Raw genomic sequence first — 23,435 nt, forward strand, 5'->3', positions numbered from 1 at the left:
CTGTTCACCGCCTTCTCCGAGGCTCCTTGATCGAAAGAGCATTCGCTTGATCGAGGAGAGGCTCTCAGGTGAGAGACAAGCATCCCGAAGAGACCGAGCACGCGCAGCTGTCCCGGCGCAAGCTGGTCAAGTACGCGGGCGTCGGCGCGACGCTGGCCGCGGCCAGCCCACTGGTCGGGGCCGGCGCGGCCTGGGCCGACGAGGACCGCCGGCCGGGTGACGACGACAAGACCGACCGGGGCAACTCCAAGAACCGGGCGTGGCGTGCGGGCGACCACCACATCCACTCCGAGTACAGCGGCGAGTTCGACACCACGAAGTCCCCGATCGTCTTCCACAAGGGCGCGGACGCGGTCTACCCGATCGTCACCAACGCCATCATGGCGAAGAACTTCGGCCTGACCTGGGCGATGTGCACCGACCACGGTGGACCGACCCACTCGAAGGTGAACATCGAGCAGGCGTACCCCGACCTGCTGCGGTCCCGCAAGCTGGTCCCCGAGGTGCTCCAGTTCTGGGGCATGGAGTTCGACGCGCCCTCGCTGGACCACCACACGCTGATGATCCCGCGCCACGAGGACGAGGCGAAGCAGCTCTTCGAGCTGGAGAGCCGGTTCGCCAAGTACGACGCGTTCCCCACCGACCCGGCCCGCGACACCGAGGCCAAGATGGTGGAGTTCCTCAAGGTGGCCCGGGGCATGCCGCACAAGCCGCTGGTGATCGCCCACCACGCGTCCCGATCGGCGCCCGGTCTTGGCGTCTACGGTCAGGACACCCCGCGCGAGTTCCGCAACGGCAACAACGCCGCGCCGGACGTCTACATCGGCTTCGAGGGTGCGCCCGGTCACCAGGCCGCCCCGCTCAACGGTGGCAAGCGGGGCGGCTACGGCAACCACCCCACCTACGGCGGCTTCGACCAGATGACCGCCCGGGTCGGCGGTCTGTGGGACTCACTGCTCGGCGAGGGTCGGCGCTGGTGGATCACCGCGACCTCGGACTCGCACGTGCACTGGACCCGGGGCGGCTCCGACTTCTGGCCGGGCGAGTACAGCAAGACGTACGTGCACGCCCGCCAGGACTATGGTGACATCATGGACGGGCTGCGCAACGGCCGGATCTGGGTCACCACCGGTGACCTGATCCGCAGCCTCGACGTCACCGCCACGTCCCAGGGCAGGACCGCCGAGGTGGGCGAGACGATCACGGTGAGCCGTCGTAGCCGTACCGATGTCGAGATCGAGATCACCTTCCGCCCGCTGGGTGGGGTTAACGCGAACGGTGACCGGCCCGAGGTCCGCCGGGTCGACCTGATCGTCGGCCAGATCACCGGCCCGAGCGCCAGCCTGGACGCCGACACCAACCCCACCACCACTGTGGCGGCCCGGTTCGGCCCGCGGGACTGGCGTCGGCACGGCGACAGCTACGTCATCCGGCACACCTTGCGCAATGTCGAGGCGGACACCTACGCACGGGTGCGTGGCACCAGCACCGACGAGGCCGAGCCGCTCGCCGACGGGCTGGAGAGCCCGTGGGACGACCTGTGGTTCTACTCGAACCCGGTCTTCGTGCACGTGCGCTGACCCGGTGCGGTAGCGACATCGCGGGCCTGTCCGGCACCGCTCGACGGACGACGTCGGGCGGTGCGGGGGCGGGCCCGCCCGCAGTATCCGCGGGTCAGTCGGGCCTGCTGCGGCGGGCTCGGGGGGTGGCGGTTCGCCCGCTCCGCGCCGCCGCGGCGCCGGTCCGGCGCGTAGCGGGCGCAGCCGTCGCCGAGTCGGCCTGCACCCGTGTCACCACCTCGCAGAGGTCGCGCAACGGGTCCACCGCCTGGGCCGAGCAGGCGACCTTCTGCAGCAGTGACCGCAGCGTCGCCGACTCGGTCGACGTGAGCGCCCCCAGCAGGTGCGACTCGACCTGCCGCAGCGCCAACCGCCGCTGCTCCCAGGCGGCACGGCCGGCGTCGGTGACCTCGATCAGCCGGTTGCGCCGGTCGGCCGGGTCCGCGCGCCTGGCCACGAACCCGGGCCGCTCCAGGTCGTCGATCAGGTACGTGAGGACTGTGCGGTCGATGCCGATCTCCTCGGCGATCGCGCCCTGGTTCCGGGCCGGCCCGTTGCTGGCCGCGGTGAGCAGTTGGTAGCCGCGCGGGCCACCGGGGAAGTCGGTGAGCGCGTGCTCGGCCGCCCGGACGTAGCCGCGGAAGACGATGCCGAGCATCCAGCCCAGGTCGTCGTCGAGCGGATCGGGCCGGTCCGGCCGGTGAGTGGCACCCGTCATGCCCCGACAATACCGCAGTGAGTCAGACCTTGTTGGCGGAAGATGTTCTGTCTGTCATAAGGTTAAGGTTGCGACGCATCGTCCGAGGCGTCGAGGAAATCGGGAGGCTCGCAGATGAGCGACTACGGCCACGACCTGGTCTTCGGCTCCTTCGTCACGCCCAGCGCTGACAGTCCGGACCGCGCGGTCGGTGTCGCCGTCCTGGCCGAGCAGGTCGGGTTGGACCTGGTCACCTTTCAGGATCACCCGTACCAGCCGGCGTTCCTCGACACCTGGACGCTGCTGAGCTTCGTGGCGGCCCGCACCAACCGGGTGCACCTGGCGGCGAACGTGACCAACCTGCCACTGCGCCCGCCGGCGGTCCTCGCCCGCAGTGTGGCCAGCCTGGACCTGCTCAGCGGTGGTCGGATCAGCCTCGGCCTCGGGGCGGGGGCGTTCTGGGATGCCATCGAGGCGATGGGCGGCCGGCGGCTGACCCCCGGCCAGGGCGTACGAGCCCTGGAGGAGGCCATCGAGGTCGTCCGTCAGCTCTGGGACGTCGAGACGCGCGGCGGAGTGCGGGTCGACGGCGAGTTCTACCGGGTGGTGGGCGCCAAGCGCGGTCCCGCGCCGGCCCACGCGGTGCCGATCTGGCTGGGTGCGTACAAGCCCCGGATGCTCCAGCTCACCGGTCGTCGGGCCGACGGCTGGCTGCCCACGCTTGGTTATCTCCAGCCCGGTGATCTGACCAGGGGCAACGCGATCATCGACGACGCCGCGCAGCAGGCCGGCCGGTCCCCGCAGGACGTGCGCCGGCTGCTCAACATCGCCGGAGAGTTCTCGACCGTCGGGCGCGGCCCGCTGAACGGGCCCGCCGAGCAGTGGGCCGAGGAACTGGCCGAGCTGGCACTGGAGGAGGGCGTCGGCACCTTCATCCTGGGCAGCGACGACCCCGACGACCTGCGCCGCTTCGCCGGTGAGGTGGCCCCCGCCGTCCGCGAGTTGGTCGCGGCCGAACGTGACCGGGGCGCGGCTCCGGAGCGTACGCCCGAACTGGAGCCGGAGCCGGTCGCTGCGCCGCCGGCCCGGGCGAGCCGCGCCACCGCGACCGGTGGCGCGTTGGCCGTGGTGCCGACCCCGGACGACGGCGTACGGCGAAGCGAGCAGCAGGTGTGGGACGAGTCGAGCCGGCCGACCGGGCCCGCGCCCGACCCGGAGCGCACCTACACCCCGCAGGAGCAGGCCACCGGCGCGCACCTCGTGCAGATCCACGACGGCCTGCGCGCCGAACTGGCCCAGATTCACGACCTGATCGAGCAGGTGGCGGCCGGCGAGATCGACGCCGGCGCGGCCCGGTCCCACATCAACACGATGACCATGAGGCAGAACCGGTGGACTCTCGGCGTCTACTGCGAGTCGTACTGCCGCATCGTCACCACCCACCACACGATCGAGGACCAGTCGTTCTTCCCCAGGTTGCGGGCGCGTGACCCCCGACTCGGCCCGGTGGTCGACCGGCTGGAGCAGGAGCATCACGTCATCCACGACGTGCTGGAGGGTGTCGACCGGGCCCTGGTCGCGTACGTCGGGTCTCCGGACGGGCTCGCCGAGCTGCGGGCCGCGGTGGACCTGCTGACCGACGCCCTCCTGTCGCACCTCAGTTACGAGGAGCGGGAGCTGGTCGAGCCGTTGGCGCGGTTGGGCATCGCCTGATCAACGCGCCGTGGCGGCGGCTCGGGGTTGCCCCGATCAAATCTGAGAGACTACTCTCGAAACATGTCTCTCAAGAATCCGTACGGGGATTTCGAGATCAGTGAGCCGCAGGCGCTGCGGGCGCTGGCCCACCCGGTACGGCTGGCGATCCTGGAGCACCTTCAGCGGCACGGCCCGGCGACTGCCACCGGGCTCTCGCCGCACGTCGGCGCCACACCGTCGGTGGTCAGCTGGCACCTGCGGCACCTCGCGACGTTCGGCCTGGTCCTCGACTGGGACGGTGCCACCAGCAAGCGGGAACGCTGGTGGCAGGCGGCAGCCCGCGGCTTCCGCTTCACGGTGCCGGAGGGCGCCGAGGGGCAGTCCGCCAGCCAGCAGCTACGCGGCGAGATGTTCGCCCGCAACGCCGACGCACCCCAGCAGTGGCTGCTGCAGGAGGAGCCCCGGCTGGACCCCGAGTGGCGGGCGCTGGCCGGCATGGCCGACACCAGGTTCGTGGCCACCGCCGACGAACTGCGGCAACTGGAGGAGTCCATCGAGGAGCTGATCGCCCCGTACGTGCGGCGCAAGGAGGAGCCGGCCCCGGCCGACGCGCGGATCGTCCGGATGCTGCGCTACCTGCTGCCCGAGGCGGGGGACGAAGCCCCGGCCGAGCCCGGCGACGACGGCGCGCCCGCGTCATGACCGCCACCGACGTCCCCACCGACACCGGGCCCCCGCCGGCCCTGCACCGTGACCGGCGGTTCCGCACCTTCTGGATCAGCGAGACGATCTCCCATTTCGGCGATCGGATCAGCGAACTGGCCCTACCGCTGATCGCCGTCACCCTGCTCACCGCCACACCCGTGCAGGTCAGCGTGCTCACCGCGCTGATCTGGCTGCCCAACCTGCTGGGCCTGTTCCTCGGCGCCTGGGTGGACCAGCGCACCCACAAGCGGCGACTGCTGATCATCGCCGACCTGATTCGCGCCGCTGTGCTGCTCAGCCTGCCGGTGGCCTACCTGTTCGACGCGATCACCCTCACCCAGCTCTACCTGGTGGCACTGCTCACCGGCTTCGGAGCGGTGCTCTTCGCCATGGCGCGTCAGGCGTTCTTCGTCGGCCTGGTGCCGCGATCGGCGTACGTGGACGCGAACAGCAAGATGAGCATGAGCCGGTCGCTCTCCTTCATCGCCGGCCCGGCCGTCGGCGGTGGGCTGGTCCAGGCGCTCAGCGCGCCGGTCGCGATCGTCGTCGACGCGCTCTCCTTCCTCGGCTCCGCGCTACTGCTCAGCCGCATCCCGGTGACCGAGCCCACGCCACCACCGCGTCGGACGTCCACTCTCGGCCTGGTCCGCGAAGGGCTCGTGCTGGTACTGCGGCACCCGGTGCTGCGGGCCGCCCTCGGCTGCACCAGCACTGTCAACTTCTTCACCTTCATCACCGGCGCGCTGCTGGTGCTCTACGCCAGCCGCGAACTCGACCTGTCAGCCGGCGCGATCGGCATCGCCCTCGGTTTCGGGGCGATCGGCGGATTCATGGGCGCGGCGCTCGCACCGCGAGTCTCACGCGCCATCGGTCTGGGCCGCACCGCCATGATCGGCGCGGTGCTCTTCCCCGCGCCGCTGGCGCTGACCGCGCTGGTGTCCGGACCCACCTGGACGAAGGTGGCCACGCTGGCGGCCATCGAGCTGGTCTCCAGCGTCGGGGTGATGCTGATGGACGTGAACCTCAACGCCCTCCTCATCGCCGTGACACCCGCCGACGCGCTGGGACGCCGGGCCGGTGCCTACAGCGCCGTCAACTACGGCATCCGACCGCTCGGCGCGCTGGTCGGCGGTGCCTTGGGCACCACCATCGGGCTGCGGCCCACACTGGCCATCGCCGGCCTGGGTGGCGTGCTCGCCGTGCTGTGGCTGCTCGCGTCACCGGTGCGCCACATCCAGACCCTCGACACGACCTGAGGGCTGCCGCGGCGCTCGACGATGCCGCCGGTGACGACGGGGGCCGCCGTACGGCAGCCCTCGTCGTCGGCAGCTCGGATCGCCTTGGTCTGGGGCTGCGGCCCCGGCCAGCGAAGGTCAGCCGGCCTCGACCAACAGAATCCGGGCCAGCTCGGTGGGCTGGGAGAACATCGGCCAGTGGCCGGTGTCCATGGTGACCAGTCGCCAGTGGTCGCTGGTCAGCAGTTTCGCCACCGTGTCGTTGGGCTCAGGCCCGTCGAGCAGGCACTTGACGTACGTCGCCGGTAACTCACCCAGCGGCCGGGTCAGCACGGCCGGCTCGGTCAGCGTGGCCCCCGGGTGCGGCGTGGTGCCCTCGATCAGCCGGGCGATCTGCTCGTCGGTGAGACCCTGACCGTCGAAGTCGGCCACGCCGGCCGGAGCCCAATCGCCGCCGTTGTCGGCGAGTTGCGCCTCGAAGGCCGCCTGGCCCTGCCACCAGCCGGAGGCGAACGACCCACCGTCGACCGGCACCTCGGAATCCACGAAGACCACCCGGGTCAACCGGTCGCCGATCCGCTCGGCGGCCTGGCCCACCGGAATGCCGGCGTAGCTGTGCCCGACCAGCACCACGTCGCGCAGGTCGCCGCGCTCGATCTCGTCGACGATGTCCTGCACGTGGGTCTGCTGCCCGGCGGGCACATCCCGCCGGTCGGCGAGACCGGAGAGGGTCAACGCGTGCGTGCCGTGGCCGGCCGCCCGAAGTGGTGCCACCACCTCGTCCCATGCCGAGGATCCCAGCCACGCCCCCGCCACCAACACGAAATCAACCATGGCCGGGACCCTAGCGGCACCCTCCGACAGCCCCGGAACGTCAGGACCAGGTGCGGGCCTGGGCCGGTGACCGCGAAGGGTCAGCCGGTGGCGTCGAGGTGGGCCGCGATCTGCCTCGGCAGCGGATAGCCTCGTTCGGCCGGCAGGTGGTCCGTGGCCGCCCGCACGTCATGGCCCCGCACCAGGTCCCGTACGCGGTGGACGGTGGAGGTGATGTCCGTGACGCTGACCGTCCAGTCGTCGACGTACCGGACGACGGCTTCGCCGGACAGTCCGACCTGCAACGACCGGTAGGGCAACGCGCTCAGGTGCAGTGTCCGTTCCGGATCCCACTGCACCCGTACCGGGCTGGCCTTGAGTTGCCGCGACCACGTCGCCCGGTCGCCGTGCAGGCCCTGGTCGTAGTGACTCAGACAGGCTCTCGCCAGCGCCCACTCGAAGCCCTCCCGCGTGATGTCGATGGACAGCACACGCTCCTGCCCGGGCTTGGTGGCCCAACCGCAGCGGTACATCATCCACAGGAACGACGGCTTGATCCAGGTCATCCGGTCCCGCTTGAAGGGGGCCACGAAGCGACCGGCGGCCACCGCCGGTAGCGCGATCTCCGGTGGGTACGCCTGGTACACGGTGATCGTGTCGGCCGAGAAACGAGCACGGATCTGACGGGCAGGAACGGACACCCTGCGATCTTCACCCACCGGAGGGCACCTCTCCACCGGGTTTCGTACCCGAGCCGGGGGAGACCCGGTGCCGACCGGCGGCTGCCGAACTGGGCACTCAGGCGTGGTCCCGGGCGGGCGGCCCGATCTCCACCGGCATCCGGTAGATCTGGACCGGGTACTCGACGGCCGAGACCCCGCCGTTGAGCCCGGCGGTCAGGTGCAGACCGTCGACGCTCAACCGGCGGCAGGGTGCCCTCGGCGCTCAGCCAATCGGCGGTGCCGAAGGGCCGACCCGGGCGGCGAGCCGCTTCGGGGCCATGACCACGTAGCTCTCGGTGAGCAACTCACAGACCTCCTCCCAGTCGGTGTCCTCGTCCAGGACCATGCCCATCACGTTCGGACTCCAGTCCGGTTTGTAGAAGGGGTGCCCGGTGGCGAGGAGCCCGGCGATCTCGTCGAGTGGCGACCGGAAGGTCAGCAGGCAGGCGGGCTGGTCGAGTGCGGCAGCCCGTGCGTGCACCGGCTGGCGGTCGGGGTCGACGGTGAGCACGTGGGCGATGGTCCGCTTGCGGATCCGCCAGCGGGTGCCCACCCAGGCGGGCTCCTCGTAGGTTTCCGGCAACCCGAGGCAGATCGGCCGCAGCCGGTCGAGGACCTCGGGCGGGACGTCTCCGGGTGCGGTCACGGACAACGACGCTAACCGGTCGGTGTGACACGTTCCGCTCGTCGAACCCCGCCCGGGCCGGTGGTGCGTGCCCCGTCGATCCGCCAGGATGGGCGGGGCGACAGTGGGCCGTCGCCCCGGCCCGACCCGCCCCCGTGCCCGCTGAGGAGTGCCGTGCCGTCCACCCTGCTCTCCCGCCGTGACCTCGACTTCCTGCTGCACGAGTGGCTGCGGGTGTCCGAACTCGTCGAGCGCCCCCGCTACGCCGAGCACTCCCGGGAGACCTTCGACGACGCCCTGGATCTCGCCGAGCGGGTGGCCACCGAGCAGTTCGCCCCGCACAACCGCGCCGCCGACCTGGCCGAGCCCACCTTCGACGGGCAGCGGGTGCGGCTGATCCCGCAGGTCCGCGCGGCGTTGGACAGCTTCGCCGAGACGGGCCTGCTCACCGCCGGACTGGACGCCACTGTTGGTGGCCTGCAACTGCCGCACGCCGTCGCGGCGGCCTGCTTCACCTGGTTCCAGGCCGCCAACGTGGCCACCTCGGCCTACCCGTTCCTCACCCTGGGCAACGCCAACCTGCTGCTGGCTCACGGCAGCCCCGAGCAGGTGGACACCTACGTCCGGCCCATGCTGGACGGTCGGTTCTTCGGCACCATGTGCCTGTCCGAGCCGCACGCCGGCAGCTCGCTGGCCGACATCACCACCCGCGCCGAGCCGCAGGCGGACGGCACGTACCGGCTCTTCGGCACCAAGATGTGGATCTCCGGCGGCGACCACGAGTTGGCCGAGAACATCGTCCACCTGGTGCTGGCGCGCATCCCGGGCGCACCGCCCGGCGTCAAGGGCATCTCGCTGTTCATCGTGCCCAAGGTGCTGGTCGGCCCGGACGGGTCGCTCGGTGAGCGCAACGACGTGGCGTTGGCCGGGCTCAACCACAAGATGGGGTTCCGGGGCACCACAAACACCCTGCTCAGCTTCGGCGACGGCGCGCACACCCCGGCCGGCAGCGCCGGAGCGGTCGGTCACCTGGTCGGCGCGCCGCACCAGGGTCTGGCGCAGATGTTCCACATGATGAACGAGGCCCGGATCGGGGTCGGCGCGGGCGCCACCGCGCTGGGTTACACCGGCTATCTCAAGAGCCTGGCGTACGCGAAGGAGAGGCCGCAGGGCCGGCCGGTCGGCGCGAAGGACCCGGCCGCCGCGCAGGTGCCGATCATCGACCACCCTGACGTACGACGGATGCTGCTGGCCCAGAAGAGCTACGTGGAGGGGGCACTGGCGCTGGTGCTCTACTGCGCGCGGTTGCTCGACGAGCAGAAGACCGCCCCGGCCCAGGCTGACCGCGAGCGCGCGCACCTGCTGCTGGACGTGCTCACCCCGATCACCAAGAGTTGGCCGTCGCAGTGGTGCCTCGCCGCCAACGACCTGGCGATCCAGGTGCTCGGGGGTGCCGGCTACACCCGCGACCACGATGTGGAGCAGCACTACCGGGACAACCGGCTCAACCCGATCCACGAGGGCACCCACGGCATCCAGGCACTGGATCTGCTGGGACGCAAGATGATCATGCAGGGCGGGGCTGGTCTCGCCCTGCTGACCACGACGATCGGTGACACGGTCGAGCGGGCCCACAAGGTCGGGGGAGAGGCGTCCGAGCTGGCGGACCGGCTGGCCGCCGCGGGGGACCGGGTCACCGCTGTCACCCGTCGACTGTGGGCCGACGGTGACCCGGTGCTCGCGCTGGCCAACGCCAGCGCCTACCTGGAGGCCGTCGGGCACGTGGTGATCGCGTGGATGTGGTTGGAGCAGGTGCTGGCGCTGCCGGCGGAGGGGGCCGGCGACGGGTTCCACGCCGGCAAGCGGCAGGCCGCCCGCTACTTCTTCGCCGTCGAGTTGCCCAGGACCGGCCCGCAGTTCGACCTGCTGGAGAGCCGGGACCGAACCACGCTCGACATGCGCCCGGACTGGTTCTGACCGGTCCCGCCGCCCGTCACCGTCGACGGGACCGGTGGCTCACGGCCTGCCGCCCCTTGACGACGCCCCAGACGATCACGATCACCAGCGCGATCACGCCGATGATGATCAGCCAGCGGACCGCCTCGAGGATCAACCCGAGCAGGATCAGCACGCCGGCGACCACGCCGACAACCCAGAGCAGTGCACGCATGTCGACCTCCCGTAACCGGCCGCGCCTGGTGCGGCCGGCCCCGGCTTCTCGTTCCCCGTCCGGCCGACACCATGCGGGCGCGGCCTACCGAAGTCGATCAGGAGCCGGTACGCGCCACGTAGACGGTGTTCGCCGACTCCCCGCCGGTCAGCGGATTCGCGAACGGCACGACATGCGCGCGTACGCTCGCGAACACCTCGGTGAGCGCGGCGGTGAACTCGGCGTCCGGCGGGTCGTCCGACCAGAGCGCGAAGACGCCCTCGGGGCGTAGCAGGGCGGCCAGGCGACGCAACCCGGCCGGCGGGTAGAACGCCGCGTGGCTCGGGTGCAGGACGTTGCGCGGGGAGTGGTCGACGTCGAGCAGCACCGCGTCGAACCGCCGGCCGGGCACCTCGGCGTCGAAACCGGTGTCACCGGCCACCGCCGCGAAGAAGTCGGCCTGCACGAAGCGGGTCCGGGGGTCCTCGGCGAGCCCCGCCGCGAACGGCAGCAGCCCTCGCTGGTGCCAGTCGATCACGTCCTCGATCGCCTCCACCACGAGCAGTGAGCGCACCCGGGGGTCGCCCAGCGCCGCGCAGGCGGTGTAGCCCAGCCCGAGACCGCCCACCACCACGTCGAGCGAGTCACCGGCCACCTCGGCGAGGCCGAGCCGGGCCAGCTCGATCTCCGCGACCGGGAAGAGGCTGGACATCAGGTACTCGTCGTCGAGCTTGACCTCGTACACCTCGACCTGGAGTGCCGGGTCCCGGCGTCGGCGCAGGCTGATCGCGCCGATCGGGGTCTCCCGCCAGGCCAGCTCTTCGAAACGCGCGCCCACGGGTGCCCTCTCGCCGCCGGATTCGTCCACGGATGGTAGCGGTTGCCCCGCGACGGGCGGCCACGCAGGGTCCGCAGGAGATCGACGCAGCGCATATCCTGTGCCCGGCCGATCCACCGGAGGTGACTCATGCCGTCGCGGCAGGACCAGCTGCACTCCTACCAGTTCAGCGTCCAGCGGGCGGTCGCCGCCCTGGTGATGCGGGAGACCGACCCCGCCCAGTCGCCGTTTCGGCGGCTGGCCGGCGCCGGCCTGGCCAGCGTCCTGGTCGCGGCGATCGGGCTCGGTGGTTTCGCCCTCTACGGCCTGTTCGCCGGTGGTGGCAAGGGGTGGCGCGACCCGGGCGCGGTGATCGTGGAGAAGGAGTCCGGCGCCCGGTTCGTCTACCGCGAGCAGAAGCTGCACCCGGTGCTCAACTACGCCTCGGCGCTGCTCATCGTCGGTGCGGACCGTTCGAAGACCGTCCTGGTGTCCCGACGCACGATCGACGGGGTGCCGCGCGGGCTGCCGTTGGGCATCGCCGACGCACCCGACTCGCTGCCCGCCCCGGGCCGGCTGGCCGCCACGGCGTGGACGGTCTGCTCGACGGTCCCGGCCGGCGCGGGCGTCGAGGCGCCCCGCTCCGCGTTGCTGATCGGCACCGAGCCCGACGGCGGTCGGCCGTTGGGCGACGACGCGCTGCTGCTGCGCCACCCCGACGGCGGGCTGCACCTGGTCTGGCACCAGCGCCGCTACCTCGTCCGTGATCCCAGCCGGGTGCTGGCGGCGCTCGCCACCACCCGCGCCCAGGCGGTTCGGGTGGCGCCGGCGCTGCTCAACTCGCTGCCCGCCGGCACCGACCTCGCCCCACTCGATCCGCCCGCGTTGGGTCGGCCCGCCACCCGGGTGCCGGGTGCGGCGATCGGCACCGTCTACCTGGTGAGCAACTCCGGTGGCGGCCGGCAGTACGCGGTAGCGCTCGACGCCGGCCTGGCCGGCATCACCGAGTTGCAGGCGGGGTTGTTGCTGGCCCGCACCGGGCAGGTCGAGCCGGAGCCGATGACGTTGGGTCGGTTCGCCGCCCTGCCCACGGTGCCGGATCTCGCCCCGACCGGCCCGAACGCCCCGCCACCGACCCCGCCCCGGCTCGCGGCCGGCGACGGCGGGGCGCTCTGCACCCGCATCGGCGACGACGGCGGGGTTGGTGAGGTGCGCTGGGGCGTACCGCCGCGGGACCTGACGGCCGTGCCCCGCACCGCGCCCACCGGCGGCGCGGTGCTGGCCGACCACGTGGTGGTGGAGCCGGGCCGCGGCGCGGTGGTCGAGGCCGTCGCGGCGCCCGGCGCGACCGGCGGCGCGGTCTCCGTTGTCACCGACCTGGGCCGACGGTACGTGTTGGCCGACCGGGAGGTGCTCCCGATGCTGGGTTACCGCGGCGTGCGGCCGGTGCGGCTACCGGCCGGGCTGGTCAGCCTGGTGCCCGCCGGCGCCACCCTCGACCCGGCCGCCGCCCGCGCCGTCGCCGCCCCAGACTGATCCGCCCAAAGCTGCGGCGGTGAGGGTGGGGCCGCGGGAGCAACGCGTGGCAGGCGGTGTCAGTGTGGCGGGCGGCGCAGGACGGTGACCGCGAACGGGGCGTCGTCGCGCCACGGGCGCAGGTCCCAGGTGGCGAAGCGCTGCTCCACGCGCAGCCCGGCGGCCACCGCGTCGGCGTCGAAGGCGGTCAGTGGGTAGCCGCGCTCGGTGCCGAAGCCCACTGTCAGCACGCCGTCGGGTCGCAGGTGCGCTGCCACCCGGCGCAGCACCTCCGGTTCGGTGCCGACGGCGACGAAGGCGAGCACGTTGCCGGCCAGCACCGCCGCGTCGAACGGCTCGGCCTCACCCAGCGCCGGCAGATCCAGTTCGGCGAGGTCGGCGACCAGCCACGTCGGGCCGGGATAGTCGGCGCGGGCGGCATCCACCAGCGCGGGGTCGGCGTCCACCCCGACCACCGTGTGGCCCCGCTCGGCCAGTGCGGCACCGACGCGGCCGGTGCCGCTGCCGGCGTCGAGAATGCGGGAGCCGGGCGCGACGAGGGCGTCCACCAGTCGGGCCTCGCCGGCGAGGTCCGCGCCCTCGGCCACGAGCTTGCGGAACCGGTCGATATACCACTGTGAGTGCTCGGGACCGGTGTCGGTCGCCCAGCGGGTCGGGTTGGCCATGAGGCCACCGTATCCGGGCCGGTGGGGGCCGGGCGGGCGACCCGGACGAGACCATCATCCCTTCTCCGCGCCGCTGGTCAGCCCCTCGGTGAGCAGCCGTTCGCTGGCGAAGAAGAGGATCACGATGGGCAGGGTGAGCACGACCGAGCCGGCCATCAGCACGGTCTTGGGAACCTCCACCCCGTCGGCGAGCAGGGACAACCCCAGCGACACCGTCCACCGGTTGGGTTTGTCGACCAGGAACAGCAGGGCGAAGAGGAACTCGTTCCAGGCGATCATGAAGTCGTAGAGCGCGACCGCCATGATCGACGGCATCGCCAGGGGCAGGCTGACACGACGGATGATGCCGAGTCGGCCGGCGCCGTCGATGGCGGCGGACTCCTCCAGGCTGACCGGGATGGTCTCGAAGTAGTTCTTCAGCATGTAGACCGACACCGGCAACGTCTGCGAGATGTAGACCAGCACCAGACCGAACAGCGAGCCGCGCAGCCCGGCGCGGGTGAAGACCACGAACAGCGGGATCGCGATGACGATCGACGGAAACAGGTAGACCGCCAGGAACAGGAAGTCCACCTGCCTCCGGCCGAAGAACCGTAGCCGGGCCACCGCGTACGCGCCGGGGATCGCGACCAGGAGAGTGAGCACTGTCGCCGCGACGGCGACCAGCCCGCTGTTGCGGATGAAGGTGAGGAAACCCTGGCCGCCGTCGTCGGTGGCCTTGAGTACCTCGGCGTACGTGGCCACGGTCAGCTCACCGAAGCCGACCACCAGCGCCCCGGGGTCGAGCAGCAGCCGCTCGATGGGGCGCACCGAGAGCACCAGCATGTAGTAGAAGGGGAAGACCGTGATCACCAGGAACACGGCGATCACCAGGCGGCGCAGCCAGCGCAGGCTCACCGTCTCGACCACGTCCCGGTCCATCAGCCCACCCTCCGTCCGAAGAAGCGCAGATAGATCAGCACGAACACGATGAGTACCACGGCCAGCACGACCGCCTGGGCGGCCGCGGCCCCGATGTCGGTACGGGCGGTGAGGAACTCGTACACCCGCACGCTGACCACCTCGGTGCCGGCGGCACCGCCGGTGAGCAGGTAGACGTCGTCGAACTTGTTGAACGTCATGATGAAGCGCAGCACGCCCAGCAGGGCGATCACCGGCAGCAGCTGCGGCAGCAGGATGTGCCGGAACCGCTGGGTGGGGGTGGCGCCGTCGACCCGGGCGGCCTCCTCCAACTCGCCGGGCACCGCCTGGAGCCGGGCCAGCAGGAACAGGAACGCGAACGGGAAGTACCGCCACGCCTCGAAGACGATCACCGTGGCCAGCGCTGTCGACTCCTGGGTGAGGAACGGCACCGGGGCGTCCCAGCCGAGCAGGCGTTGACCCCAGGCGTTGACGATGCCGAGCTGTGGGTCGAGCATCACCTGCCAGACGAACGTCACGGCGACCACCGGTGCCACGTACGGCAGCAGCATGGACGCCCGGACCAGGGTGCGACCCCGAAACGGTCGGCGGACGACCAGCGCGGCCACCAGGCCGAGCAGGATCGACCCGACGGTGCCGCCGATGCTGTAGATCAGCGTGACCCACAGCGTCTCGGCGAAGCCGGGGGTGTGCAGCACCCGGTCGATGTTGTCCATTGTGAACTCGCCGAACAGACCGGTCTTGCGCAGCGTGGCCAGCCGGACCCGCTGGAAGGCGAGCACCACTGTCCACACGATCGGGATGCCGATGACCGCGATGGTGACGAGCAGGGTCGGTGCGACAAGCGCGAGCCCGGCCCGGGATTCGCGGCGGCGCAGGGTCAACGGTCGGCGCCGGGGTGGCGCCGACCGCTCCCTGGTGGGGGAGCGGCCGGGGCCGGGCGCGGTGGTGGTCAATTGACGCCCGCCTTGATGGCGTCCACGTCCTTCGTGGCGCGGTTGGCGGCGGCCGCCGCGTCGGACTTGCCGGAGACGAGGTCGCCCAGCACCTTGGGCACCGGCAACTCGCCGAGCATGGCGCCGACGAGTTTGCCCTGCCCCTGGGTGAGCCCCCAGCGCCCGAAGGTGTCCGGGCTGCGGCGCAGCGTGGCCAGTACCTCTTCGCCGTACACGTCGGTGAGGGGCTTCTTCGCGTCCACACCCGCCTGGCTGGTGTTCCAGGCGGTCAGGTACGCCTCCGGCTCGGCGGGGGTGCCCTTGCGCACCGGGAAGCGGCCCTCGGGGGACATGCCGAACCAGCGCGGGTAGCCGTCACCGAGCATGTACTCCACGAAGGACTTCGCCGGGTCGGTCACCGCGCCGTCGAGAACCGCCCACGAGCTGATCTCGCCGTACTGGGCCGGTTCGGCGCCGTTCGGGCCCTTGATCGCGGTGACGAACCCGCTGTTCTTCGCGAGGAACGCCGGGTCGGCCTGGCACTGGGGGCAGGTCGGCTTGGCGTCGTTGCGCAGACCGGCGAGCTCGTCGAGGATGAACGGTGACCAGATCACCATGGCCGCCTTACCCGCGAAGTAGGTGGCCCGGGTGGTGTCCACGTCCTGCGCGCCCTTCACCGAGCTGGTGCGGATCAGGTCACCGTAGAAGCGGAACGCCTCGACGCACTGGGGTGAATCCAGTGTCACCTTCCCCGAGTCGTCGGTGAGCTGGCAGCCGTTGGCCAGCGCCAGGTGCTCGAAGGTCTGCTGGGTGAACACGTCGCTGGGGGCGGTCGCCGCGGTGATGCCCGCGACGCCGCCGGTGTTCAGTCGGGCCGCGGCGGCGGTGATCCGCTCGTACGTGTCGGGGGCGGGTAGGCCGGCCGCGGCGAACAGGTCCTTGCGGTAGACGAGCAGCTGCCCCCAGCCGTCGCTGGGCACGGAGAGCTGTTTGCCGTCGTCGGAGGTGAGCTCCAGCGCTCGGGGGGAGAACGTCTGCTTGCCCAGCTTGTCGACGACCTCCGCGTTCGCCGAGGCGTGCAGCAGCTCGTTGCCGGCGAGCGTACGGATGCCGGCGAGGGAGACCGAACCGACCACGTCGGGCAGGTCGCCGGCGGCGGCGTTGGCGGCGATCAGGGAGGGGAACTGGTCCTCGTTGACGGTCACGAGATCGACCTGGATCCCGGTCTTGGCGGTGAAGTCGGCGATGATCGCCTTGGTGGCGGTGACCCGGTCGGCCACGTCCTCCAGGCTCCAGACGGTGATCTTCTTGCTGTTGCTGTCGGGTTCGTCGTCGCCGCAGGCCAGCAGGGTGGACGTGGTCAGTGCCAGGATCAGGGTGGTGGCGAGTATCCGCCTCGGAGGTGCTGACATCGATGGCACTCCTCTCGAAGGGTACAAGAAGGATCCAACACCTTCGATTGATCAATAGCAAGACATATCGCGATTTTTTGCTATCCTGGAGCCCAGTGCTACCGGGATGTGACACATGGGCAACTGGGTGGTCTCTCTCGCCGGTCCTCGACGCATCAGCCTCGAGCCCTGCCCGCCGGATCCGCTCGGCCCCGGCCAGGTCCGAGTCCGCACCTGTTACTCGGGCATCTCCGCCGGCACCGAGCTGACCCTCTACCGGGGCAGCAATCCCCGGCTCAGCAAGGACTGGGACGACGCCGCCCGGATGTTCGTCCCCCGACAGACGCCGGTGCCCTACCCGTTGATCGGCTTCGGCTACGAAGAGGTCGGGGAGGTCATCGAGGTCGCGCCGGAGGTCACCGACCGGCATCCCGGGCAGCTCGTCTGGGGCATCTGGGGGCACCGGGCCGAGGCCGTGCTCGCCGCCGACGCGGTCCGCGCGCTCCCCACCGGGCTGGATCCGCTCGCCGCGGTCTTCGCCCGCCCCGGCGCCATCGCGCTGACCGCCGTGCTCGCCGGCGACCTGCACCTCGGCGACTGGGTCGGCGTCTTCGGCCAGGGTGTCATCGGGCTGCTCGCGACCCGGCTCGCGGTGCTCTCCGGGGCCCGGGTGGTGGCCGTCGACCCGGTTCCCGGCCGGCTGGAGCACGCCGCCCGATACGGTGCGCGATCCACTGTGGATGCCACTGTCACCTCCGCCGCCGCCGTGCTGCGCCAGGCCACCGACGGCCGGGGGGCCGATGTCTGCCTGGAGTTGTCCGGCGCGTACCCGGCGCTGCACGAGGCGATCCGCTCCACCGCGCACGCCGGCCGGGTCGTGGCCGCCGGTTTCTACCAGGGCCAGGCCGAGGCGCTCGGCCTCGGCGAGGAGTTCCACCACAACCGCATCCAGTTGGTGGCCGCCCAGGTCTCCGGGCCCACCCCCGCGCCGAGCATGGCCGGTCGGTGGACCGGAGACCGGGTCGCGCAGACCTTCATGGACCTGGTGGCCGACCGCAGCGTCGACCCGCTGCCGCTGGTCAGCCACATCGTCGACGCCAGCGCGGTCGCCGACGCCCTCGCGCTGCTCGACCGCGGCGCCGGTGACGTCCTCCAAGTCGTGCTGAGGTTCTCATGACCACCATCGCGCTGGCCTGTCAGGAACAACTCCTGCCGGGCACCAACCTGATCCAGAAGTACGCCCTCGCGGCCGCCCTCGGCTACCAGGGCATCGAGCTACGCGGCCGCGGCGATCTGGCGTTCGCCCGCCGGTTGCCCGAACTACGCCGGGCCCGCGCCGCCGGGGTGGTGATGCCCACCGTCTGCGTCGAGATGGACCACTTCATCGGCGACTTCGACCCCGCCCGGTCCGCCGACGCCGTCCGCAACCTGCGCTCCCAGCTCTCGGTGATCGCCGAGCTGGGCGGCGTCGGGGTGATGACCCCGGCCGCCTGGGGGATGTTCTCCCGACGCCTGCCGCCGTTCGAGCCGCCCCGGGCCCCGGACGGCGACCGGCAGGTGCTCCTCGACGCCCTCGGCGAGCTGGGCGAGCACGCCCGGGCCGAGGGGGTCACCCTCTTCCTGGAACCCCTCAACCGGTACGAGGACCACATGGTCAACCGTCTCGACCAGGCGGTGGCGCTCTGCGCCGCGCTCGGGCTGCCGTCGGTCCGGGTGGTCGCCGACACCTTCCACATGAACATCGAGGAGGACGACGTGCACCGCGCGCTGCGCGCCGCCGCGCCGTACCTCGGGCACGTACAGGTCAGCGACTCCAACCGGTACCAGCCCGGCGCCGGGCACCTGGACTGGCCGGCGCTGGTGCGTACCCTGCTGGAGCTGGACTACCGGGGCTGGCTGGCCCTGGAGTGCCGGCTCCGCGGCGACCCGGTCCGGGCCCTGCAACAGGCCGCCACGGTGCTGCGACACGCGCTGCCCCGGCGGGCCGCCGCGTGACCGCCGACGCAAGGCTGACCAGCGCCGGCGCGCGCTCCGATGCCGAGCCGACCAGCGTCGGCGTGCCCGTCGACGCCGCAGCGACGCGCGCCGACGCCGCCGGCACCGGCCCGGCCGACGCGGCCGGGCTGCGTCGACTCGCTGTCGACACGCTCGACGCGAACTGGGAACACGACCACACGGTGCCCTCGCGCACGCTCTACCCGCACCAGTGGAGCTGGGACTCCGCGTTCATCGCGATCGGGTTGGCCCAGGTCCGCCCCGAGCGTGCCTGGCGGGAGCTGGCGAGCCTGTTCCGGGCGCAGTGGGCCGACGGACGGGTGCCGCACATCGTGTTCAACCCGGCGCTGCGGGTCGGCGCGTACTTCCCGGGGCCGGAGATGTGGCGTTCGGCCGACGTGCCGGGAGCACCGACGGTGGCCACCTCCGGCCTGGTCCAGCCGCCGGTGCACGCGCTCGCCGCGTTGCTGGCGTACCGGCGGACGCCCGACCCCACCGGGCTGGCCGCGCTGCGCGGGCTCTATCCCGCGCTGGTTGCCCAACAGCGCTACCTGGCCGAGCGGCGGGACGTGGCCGGTGACGGACTGGTCTGCATCGTGCACCCGTGGGAGTCCGGGTTGGACAACAGCCCGGCGTGGGACGAGCCGATGGCCGCCGTGCCGGCCGAGGCGGCAGTCATGCGCGCGTACCGTCGGCACGACACCACGCACGCCGACGCCGCGCACCGCCCCACGGACCTGGACTACGCGCGCTACCTGGCGATCGTCGCCGCCTACCGCGAGCGCGGCTACTCCGACCGCGACCTCGCCGCCGGTCACCCCTTCCTGGTGGAGTGCCCGTTGTTCAACGCGGCGTTCGGGGCCGCCGAACACGCCCTCGCCGAGATCGCCGCGCTCGTCGGCGACGACCCCGGGCCGCACCGGGCCCGAGCGACCCGCATCACCGAAGCTCTCCTCCGCCGGTTGTACGACCGGAACACCGGCACGTTCCAGCCGCGTGACCTGCGCACCGACCGCCTGGTGAGCGCCCGTACCGTGCTCGGGCTGACCCCCCTGATCCTGCCCGACCTGCCGGCCCGGCACGCCGACGCGCTGGTCGTCGAGGCCCGGTCGGCGCGCTTCGGGGTGGCCCGTCGGATGGACCGGCCGTTGCCCACCTACGACCGCACCGCACCCGACTTCGAGCCGCTGCGGTACTGGCGCGGGCCGAGCTGGCTCAACATCGGCTGGCTGGTCCGGCGTGGGCTGCTCGGGCACGGGCACCCGGAGCTGGCCGCCGGGCTGCGCCGCTCGATGATCGGTCTGGTCGCCGGAGCCGGCTGCCACGAGTACTTCCACCCGGACACCGGCGCCGGGCTGGGCTCACCGGCGTTCAGCTGGACCGCTGCGCTGCTGCTCGACCTGCTCGCCGACTGAGCACGCTGCCGGGTGGTAGCGTCCCCGGTCCCGGCGGCGGTAAGGAGCATCGTGCGCGAGATCGACAAGGTGGCCTGGATCCTCGTCGAGGACGGTCGGGTGCTGAGCACCCGGTCGGTGGGCAAGGACGTCTGGTACCTGCCGGGCGGAAAGCGCGAGCCGGGCGAAACCGACCTGGAGACCCTGCGTCGGGAGATCGACGAGGAGTTGAGCGTCGAGGTCGACGTGCCCGGTGCCGTGCGGCTGGGCACCTTCACCGCCCAGGCGCACGGCCACACGACCGGCATCACCGTGCGGATGACCTGCTACCGGGCCGACTACCGGGGACAGCTGCGGCCGGCCAGCGAGATCGCCGAGATGGCCTGGCTCGGGTACGCGGACCGACACCGCACCTCGCCGGTCGACCAGATCATCTTCGACCACCTGCTGGCCGAGGGTCTGCTGGCCTAGCGGCAGTTTGTCGCGGCCGGCCAGGGGTAACCGGCCGAGCGTGACCGACGGCGACGGGTTCCCGTACTTCATCGACGCGGTGTCCCAACGGTCCGGCCTGCCGGCCGAGGAGGCCGCCGCGCTCGCCCGCGCCGTGCTGCAGACGTTGGCCGAGCGGGTGACCGGCGGCGCGCCCGGCGACCTCGTCGGGCACCTTCCGAACGAGGTCGACGGCTACCTGAGCGGCCCGGCCCCGGATCCGGCCGGGACGGCCCTCCCAGCCCCGGATGCGGCCGGCGCCCTCGGCCCGGATGCCGGGGCCGATGGCTTGACCAGCGGGGTGGGCCTGGAGGTCGGCGGTGCCGGCGCGACCCCGATGGAGGCCGGCCCGACGGAGTTCCTTCGTCGGGTGGAACAGCGTGCCGGGGTCGACCCGGCCACCGCCCGGGCCGGAACCGGTGCCGTCTTCGCCACGTTGCGCACGGCGATGACGGTGCGGGAGTTCCGGGAGATGGTGGCGCGGCTGCCGCGCGACGGCGGGTTCTGACCCGGCCCGGCGGGGTCAGTCCAGGAGTGCCCAGGTGACGTCAGCCCGGTTGAGGGCCGCCACGCACCAGGCGAAGTGGCCGTCCTGACCCGTCGGGTCGTAGGCGTTCGCCGTGATCAGCGAGTAGGCCGCCCGAGCACCCCGGCCACCTGCTCCTCCGCGAGGTAACTCACGCCTCGGACACCTCCTCGGGCTCGGCCACCCAGGCGGAGAAGACCGGCACCCCGTGCCACGGGCCGGTGACGCCCTCGGCCCCGGCATCGGTGGCGACGGCCACCACCGCGTACGGGTGGCCGAAGCGCAGCTCGGCGGTGCGTGCCACCCCCTCCGGTGGCAGGCTGGTCAACCCGAACATGGCGGTCACGGCCGCCGCCTCGAAGCCGTACCTGTCGAACCGGGCCACCGCCGTCTGCCGTGCCTCGAAGCGCTCCACCGGCAACGCCATCGCTGTCGCCAGCGTGGCCGCCACGGCCGGAAAGCCGAGCGCCGGGGCGGTCAGGTCGTGGTCGCTCCGGGCCGACCAGCAGGGGAGGACGGCGGTGTGCCGCTCTTCGCGACCGTCGCGGGCCCGGGTGCGTACCCGCTCCTCGGTCAGCGTCCACAGCGGAGTCTCGCCGAGCGGCAGGTCGAACAGCGAGCGGCTGCCCGTCGGTTGCGCGCCATCGGCCGCGCCGGCGCTGAGGTCGTACGCGATGGCCAGCACCTCGGCCGGTGGCACCTGCGGTGCGGCGGCCACCGAGAGGACAACCAGCCCCGCGCCGTCGGTCGTCCGGGCCGGTGCGGCGTGCACGATCACGTCACCGGCCCGCGCGGTGGAAACGATGGCGCAGCGGTGGCCCTGGCTCGGGCTGCGCAGTGCTTGCCGCAGTTGACCGGCCCACGGGCTGCCCCCGCCGAGCGCGCGTGCGTCGGCGACGTCGAACGGGGTCGCCCAGGACACCCGGGTGGCGAATGCGCTGGCCAGGGCCAGCACCACGTCCGGCCCGACCCGCAGGGGAAACGTCTCGATCAGGCCGAGGGTGTGCTCGCGCGCCCAGGCGTCCAACCCGGCCTGATCGGGCAGGACGCCGACCTCGGTCGTGCTGGGCAGCGCGGCCCGCCACGCCGCCGGCCCGTCGTCGCCCTGCCCCGTTCGGTGCCAGAGCGCGGTGGCGGACCCGACCAGCGGGTGCGGCGCGTCCAACAGGGTTCGGGCGAACTCGGCCGCGCTCGGCAGGTCGGTGCCCAGCGCCTGCACCAGCTCCGCGGCGGCTCTGTCCACTACGGCCGGATCGCTGTCGGCCGTCGTGGCAGCGACCGCGAGCAGCAGCCAGGCGCCGAGCGGGGAGGCGACGTGGTGTCGGTCGCCGGCTGTGGCGTGCAGCCGCGCGGCGTACGCGGAGAGCGGCCCGTGCAGATCGGTCCTCATGTCCCCACTCTGCCCGCCGGCCCGGCTCACGACCACAGCTCGAACGGCTCGTCGATCTCCGTGCCGGTGAGAAAGGGGCTGATCAGCCGGGGGAGCTGCCCGGGGTAGAACCGTTCCCTACTGGCCATCACCGCCGGCAACGGCCACCAGCGGAAGCTGAAGTAGTCCTCCCGCTCGTAGTCGAGCCGGTGCGCCTCGTCCACGTCCGGGCCGGGGCCGGTCAGCCGTACGGCGACGACAACCTCGTCCTGGACGTGCCGGAACTGGCGGTGCAGGAAACTCGCCCGCCGCCGCCAGTTCGGCGCACCAACCTGGTCGGCGCTGATCACGATGCCGGTCTCTTCCCGCAGCTCCCGCACCGCCGTGTCGCGATAGGTCTCACCGGGATCCATGCCACCGCCCGGCAGCTCCCACCAGGTGCCCAGCCGGGCGTGGTCCGGGTCGCGGGTGTGGAACAGCAACACCCGGTCGGTGCCGTCGGTGACCACCACCCGCACCGCGCGTCGCTCCAGGATCGGCAGGTCACGGGGCAGCTCGTTCATGGAGCCAGTCTGTCGTACCGCCCCCTTCGGCAGCGGGTAGGCTGCCCGCCGTGGCTGGTCTGTTGAGGAATGTCGCGGCGCGTATCTCCCGGGTCGGTGCGGTGATCCCGTCGCCCCGGCGTACCGGGCCGGCGCCCGCGCAGGTGGCCCGCCGCCGTCAGGTGAGCGCTTTGCAGCGTCGGGAGCTGACCTACGCTCCGGAGCGGGACGGTCAGGCCGACCCGGGCGAGATCGTCTGGACGTGGGTGCCGTACGAGGACGACCCCCGCCAGGGCAAGGACCGGCCGGTGCTTGTCGTCGGGCGGCACAGCCGGACCCTGTTCGGGCTGATGCTGTCGAGCCAGAGCGAGCGGCACGGGCAGCGGCACTGGTTCGCGCTCGGGCCGGGCGAGTGGGACCGCGACAACCGGCCGAGCTGGGTCCGGCTGGACCGGGTGCTCACCATGCGCGAGGACAGCATCCGCCGGGAGGGCGCCGTGTTGGATCGGCCCCGGTTCGACCGCGTCGGGCAGGCGTTGCGCGCCGGCTACGGCTGGCGCTGACCGCGCCGGCCACGGCTGGCGCGGATCGGTAACGAGCCGTGCGCCGGGGGCTGCCCCGGCGGTGGGGAAGCCCGGGCAGCGACGCATCTGGC

Annotated in this window: 25 protein-coding genes; 12 read left to right on the plus strand and 13 right to left on the minus strand. The window is 72.2% G+C overall.

Going from position 1 to position 23,435, the window contains the following annotated elements:
* The first annotated feature begins 68 nt into the window (after positions 1-68).
* A complete protein-coding gene (locus tag KBX08_RS20330; protein WP_210785031.1) occupies positions 69-1,580 on the plus strand; it encodes a phosphoesterase in 1,512 nt (503 codons plus the stop codon).
* 94 nt (positions 1,581-1,674) lie between these two features.
* On the opposite strand, the gene KBX08_RS20335 is transcribed toward KBX08_RS20330, so the two are convergent.
* On the minus strand, positions 1,675-2,277 hold the full coding sequence (locus KBX08_RS20335) for a MarR family winged helix-turn-helix transcriptional regulator (RefSeq protein WP_210785032.1): 603 nt from the start codon (positions 2,275-2,277) through the stop codon (positions 1,675-1,677).
* 114 nt (positions 2,278-2,391) lie between these two features.
* Between KBX08_RS20335 and KBX08_RS20340 the strand changes: the two genes are divergently transcribed.
* From KBX08_RS20340 to KBX08_RS20350, 3 genes are all read left to right on the plus strand, one after another.
* Positions 2,392-3,969, plus strand: a complete 1,578-nt coding sequence (locus tag KBX08_RS20340) for an LLM class flavin-dependent oxidoreductase (protein WP_210785033.1) — start codon at positions 2,392-2,394, stop codon at positions 3,967-3,969.
* Positions 3,970-4,032: 63 nt separating this feature from the next.
* Positions 4,033-4,653 carry a helix-turn-helix transcriptional regulator gene (locus KBX08_RS20345; protein ID WP_210785034.1) on the plus strand — a complete coding sequence of 207 codons (621 nt, stop codon included), beginning with the start codon at positions 4,033-4,035 and terminating at the stop codon, positions 4,651-4,653.
* Complete coding sequence (locus KBX08_RS20350; protein WP_210785035.1) at positions 4,650-5,912, plus strand: MFS transporter; 1,263 nt, start codon at positions 4,650-4,652, stop codon at positions 5,910-5,912. Before KBX08_RS20345 ends, KBX08_RS20350 begins: the two co-directional genes overlap by 4 nt.
* A 117-nt stretch (positions 5,913-6,029) precedes the next feature.
* Here KBX08_RS20350 and KBX08_RS20355 read toward each other — a convergent pair whose 3' ends face one another.
* From KBX08_RS20355 to KBX08_RS20365, 4 genes are all read right to left on the minus strand, one after another.
* Positions 6,030-6,725 carry an alpha/beta fold hydrolase gene (locus tag KBX08_RS20355; RefSeq protein WP_210785036.1) on the minus strand — a complete coding sequence of 232 codons (696 nt, stop codon included), beginning with the start codon at positions 6,723-6,725 and terminating at the stop codon, positions 6,030-6,032.
* An 80-nt stretch (positions 6,726-6,805) separates the two neighbouring features.
* On the minus strand, positions 6,806-7,405 hold the full coding sequence (locus tag KBX08_RS20360; protein ID WP_210785037.1) for a DUF4291 domain-containing protein: 600 nt from the start codon (positions 7,403-7,405) through the stop codon (positions 6,806-6,808).
* Positions 7,406-7,502: 97 nt separating this feature from the next.
* On the minus strand, positions 7,503-7,625 hold the full coding sequence (locus KBX08_RS34460; RefSeq protein ID WP_282102852.1) for a hypothetical protein: 123 nt from the start codon (positions 7,623-7,625) through the stop codon (positions 7,503-7,505).
* A gap of 24 nt (positions 7,626-7,649) precedes the next feature.
* The gene (locus KBX08_RS20365) at positions 7,650-8,072 is read right to left on the minus strand and encodes an MmcQ/YjbR family DNA-binding protein (RefSeq protein ID WP_210785038.1); all 423 of its coding nucleotides are present in this window, start codon (positions 8,070-8,072) and stop codon (positions 7,650-7,652) included.
* Between the two features lie 153 nt (positions 8,073-8,225).
* Between KBX08_RS20365 and KBX08_RS20370 the strand changes: the two genes are divergently transcribed.
* Positions 8,226-10,028, plus strand: coding sequence for an acyl-CoA dehydrogenase (locus tag KBX08_RS20370; protein WP_210785039.1), 1,803 nt, complete (start codon positions 8,226-8,228; stop codon positions 10,026-10,028).
* A gap of 16 nt (positions 10,029-10,044) precedes the next feature.
* Here the strand turns inward: KBX08_RS20370 and KBX08_RS20375 are convergent, their stop codons facing one another.
* Together KBX08_RS20375 and KBX08_RS20380 are read right to left on the minus strand one after the other, a co-directional pair.
* Positions 10,045-10,221, minus strand: a complete 177-nt coding sequence (locus KBX08_RS20375) for a hypothetical protein (RefSeq protein WP_210785040.1) — start codon at positions 10,219-10,221, stop codon at positions 10,045-10,047.
* A 97-nt stretch (positions 10,222-10,318) separates the two neighbouring features.
* Complete coding sequence (locus KBX08_RS20380) at positions 10,319-11,038, minus strand: spermidine synthase (RefSeq protein ID WP_210785041.1); 720 nt, start codon at positions 11,036-11,038, stop codon at positions 10,319-10,321.
* A 129-nt stretch (positions 11,039-11,167) separates the two neighbouring features.
* On the opposite strand from KBX08_RS20380, the gene eccB reads away from it, so the two are divergent.
* A complete protein-coding gene (gene eccB / locus KBX08_RS20385; protein WP_210785042.1) occupies positions 11,168-12,553 on the plus strand; it encodes a type VII secretion protein EccB in 1,386 nt (461 codons plus the stop codon).
* A gap of 59 nt (positions 12,554-12,612) precedes the next feature.
* Here eccB and KBX08_RS20390 read toward each other — a convergent pair whose 3' ends face one another.
* From KBX08_RS20390 to KBX08_RS20405, 4 genes are read right to left on the minus strand one after another with little or no spacing between them, the layout of a single operon-like run.
* Positions 12,613-13,218: a bifunctional 2-polyprenyl-6-hydroxyphenol methylase/3-demethylubiquinol 3-O-methyltransferase UbiG gene (locus KBX08_RS20390; RefSeq protein ID WP_210785043.1), complete on the minus strand. Its 606-nt coding sequence runs from the start codon at positions 13,216-13,218 to the stop codon at positions 12,613-12,615.
* 54 nt (positions 13,219-13,272) lie between these two features.
* On the minus strand, positions 13,273-14,139 hold the full coding sequence (locus KBX08_RS20395; RefSeq protein ID WP_091406739.1) for a carbohydrate ABC transporter permease: 867 nt from the start codon (positions 14,137-14,139) through the stop codon (positions 13,273-13,275).
* Positions 14,139-15,095 carry a carbohydrate ABC transporter permease gene (locus tag KBX08_RS20400; protein ID WP_210785044.1) on the minus strand — a complete coding sequence of 319 codons (957 nt, stop codon included), beginning with the start codon at positions 15,093-15,095 and terminating at the stop codon, positions 14,139-14,141. Before KBX08_RS20400 ends, KBX08_RS20395 begins: the two co-directional genes overlap by 1 nt.
* Positions 15,092-16,486, minus strand: a complete 1,395-nt coding sequence (locus tag KBX08_RS20405; protein WP_210785045.1) for an ABC transporter substrate-binding protein — start codon at positions 16,484-16,486, stop codon at positions 15,092-15,094. Before KBX08_RS20405 ends, KBX08_RS20400 begins: the two co-directional genes overlap by 4 nt.
* 115 nt (positions 16,487-16,601) lie before the next feature.
* Between KBX08_RS20405 and KBX08_RS20410 the strand changes: the two genes are divergently transcribed.
* From KBX08_RS20410 to KBX08_RS20430, 5 genes are all read left to right on the plus strand, one after another.
* Positions 16,602-17,642: a zinc-binding alcohol dehydrogenase gene (locus tag KBX08_RS20410; protein ID WP_210785046.1), complete on the plus strand. Its 1,041-nt coding sequence runs from the start codon at positions 16,602-16,604 to the stop codon at positions 17,640-17,642.
* Complete coding sequence (locus KBX08_RS20415; protein WP_210785047.1) at positions 17,639-18,460, plus strand: sugar phosphate isomerase/epimerase family protein; 822 nt, start codon at positions 17,639-17,641, stop codon at positions 18,458-18,460. The genes KBX08_RS20410 and KBX08_RS20415 overlap by 4 nt, the downstream gene beginning before the upstream one ends.
* Before the next feature lie 62 nt (positions 18,461-18,522).
* Complete coding sequence (locus tag KBX08_RS20420; protein WP_374101961.1) at positions 18,523-19,875, plus strand: hypothetical protein; 1,353 nt, start codon at positions 18,523-18,525, stop codon at positions 19,873-19,875.
* Between the two features lie 51 nt (positions 19,876-19,926).
* Positions 19,927-20,325, plus strand: a complete 399-nt coding sequence (locus tag KBX08_RS20425) for an NUDIX domain-containing protein (protein WP_210785048.1) — start codon at positions 19,927-19,929, stop codon at positions 20,323-20,325.
* Positions 20,326-20,365: 40 nt separating this feature from the next.
* Positions 20,366-20,851 (plus strand): DUF2267 domain-containing protein, encoded by a 486-nt coding sequence (locus KBX08_RS20430; protein ID WP_210785049.1) that lies wholly within the window; start codon positions 20,366-20,368, stop codon positions 20,849-20,851.
* A gap of 169 nt (positions 20,852-21,020) precedes the next feature.
* On the opposite strand, the gene KBX08_RS20435 is transcribed toward KBX08_RS20430, so the two are convergent.
* Both KBX08_RS20435 and KBX08_RS20440 read right to left on the minus strand, forming a co-directional pair.
* Positions 21,021-22,259 carry a hypothetical protein gene (locus KBX08_RS20435; protein WP_210785050.1) on the minus strand — a complete coding sequence of 413 codons (1,239 nt, stop codon included), beginning with the start codon at positions 22,257-22,259 and terminating at the stop codon, positions 21,021-21,023.
* A 26-nt stretch (positions 22,260-22,285) separates the two neighbouring features.
* On the minus strand, positions 22,286-22,801 hold the full coding sequence (locus tag KBX08_RS20440; protein ID WP_210785051.1) for an NUDIX hydrolase: 516 nt from the start codon (positions 22,799-22,801) through the stop codon (positions 22,286-22,288).
* Between the two features lie 50 nt (positions 22,802-22,851).
* On the opposite strand from KBX08_RS20440, the gene KBX08_RS20445 reads away from it, so the two are divergent.
* Entirely contained in the window at positions 22,852-23,343 is a 492-nt protein-coding gene (locus KBX08_RS20445; protein WP_210785052.1) for a type II toxin-antitoxin system PemK/MazF family toxin, read from the plus strand.
* Positions 23,344-23,435: the final 92 nt, after the last annotated feature.

Source organism: Micromonospora sp. H61 (assembly GCF_018070325.1).
GTDB lineage: Bacteria > Actinomycetota > Actinomycetes > Mycobacteriales > Micromonosporaceae > Micromonospora > Micromonospora salmantinae.

Excerpts from the sequence above, each read along its gene's own strand:
- KBX08_RS20350 (WP_210785035.1), top strand. The coding sequence starts at position 4,650 with ATGACCGCCACCGACGTCCCCACCGACACCGGGCCCCCGCCGGCCCTG.
- KBX08_RS20355 (WP_210785036.1), bottom strand. The coding sequence starts at position 6,725 with ATGGTTGATTTCGTGTTGGTGGCGGGGGCGTGGCTGGGATCCTCGGCA.
- KBX08_RS20375 (WP_210785040.1), bottom strand. The coding sequence starts at position 10,221 with ATGCGTGCACTGCTCTGGGTTGTCGGCGTGGTCGCCGGCGTGCTGATC.
- eccB (WP_210785042.1), top strand. The coding sequence starts at position 11,168 with ATGCCGTCGCGGCAGGACCAGCTGCACTCCTACCAGTTCAGCGTCCAG.
- KBX08_RS20335 (WP_210785032.1), bottom strand. The coding sequence starts at position 2,277 with ATGACGGGTGCCACTCACCGGCCGGACCGGCCCGATCCGCTCGACGAC.
- KBX08_RS20340 (WP_210785033.1), top strand. The coding sequence starts at position 2,392 with ATGAGCGACTACGGCCACGACCTGGTCTTCGGCTCCTTCGTCACGCCC.
- KBX08_RS20440 (WP_210785051.1), bottom strand. The coding sequence starts at position 22,801 with ATGAACGAGCTGCCCCGTGACCTGCCGATCCTGGAGCGACGCGCGGTG.
- KBX08_RS20415 (WP_210785047.1), top strand. The coding sequence starts at position 17,639 with ATGACCACCATCGCGCTGGCCTGTCAGGAACAACTCCTGCCGGGCACC.
- KBX08_RS20405 (WP_210785045.1), bottom strand. The coding sequence starts at position 16,486 with ATGTCAGCACCTCCGAGGCGGATACTCGCCACCACCCTGATCCTGGCA.
- KBX08_RS20435 (WP_210785050.1), bottom strand. The coding sequence starts at position 22,259 with ATGAGGACCGATCTGCACGGGCCGCTCTCCGCGTACGCCGCGCGGCTG.
- KBX08_RS20345 (WP_210785034.1), top strand. The coding sequence starts at position 4,033 with ATGTCTCTCAAGAATCCGTACGGGGATTTCGAGATCAGTGAGCCGCAG.
- KBX08_RS20410 (WP_210785046.1), top strand. The coding sequence starts at position 16,602 with ATGGGCAACTGGGTGGTCTCTCTCGCCGGTCCTCGACGCATCAGCCTC.
- KBX08_RS20395 (WP_091406739.1), bottom strand. The coding sequence starts at position 14,139 with ATGGACCGGGACGTGGTCGAGACGGTGAGCCTGCGCTGGCTGCGCCGC.
- KBX08_RS20390 (WP_210785043.1), bottom strand. The coding sequence starts at position 13,218 with ATGGCCAACCCGACCCGCTGGGCGACCGACACCGGTCCCGAGCACTCA.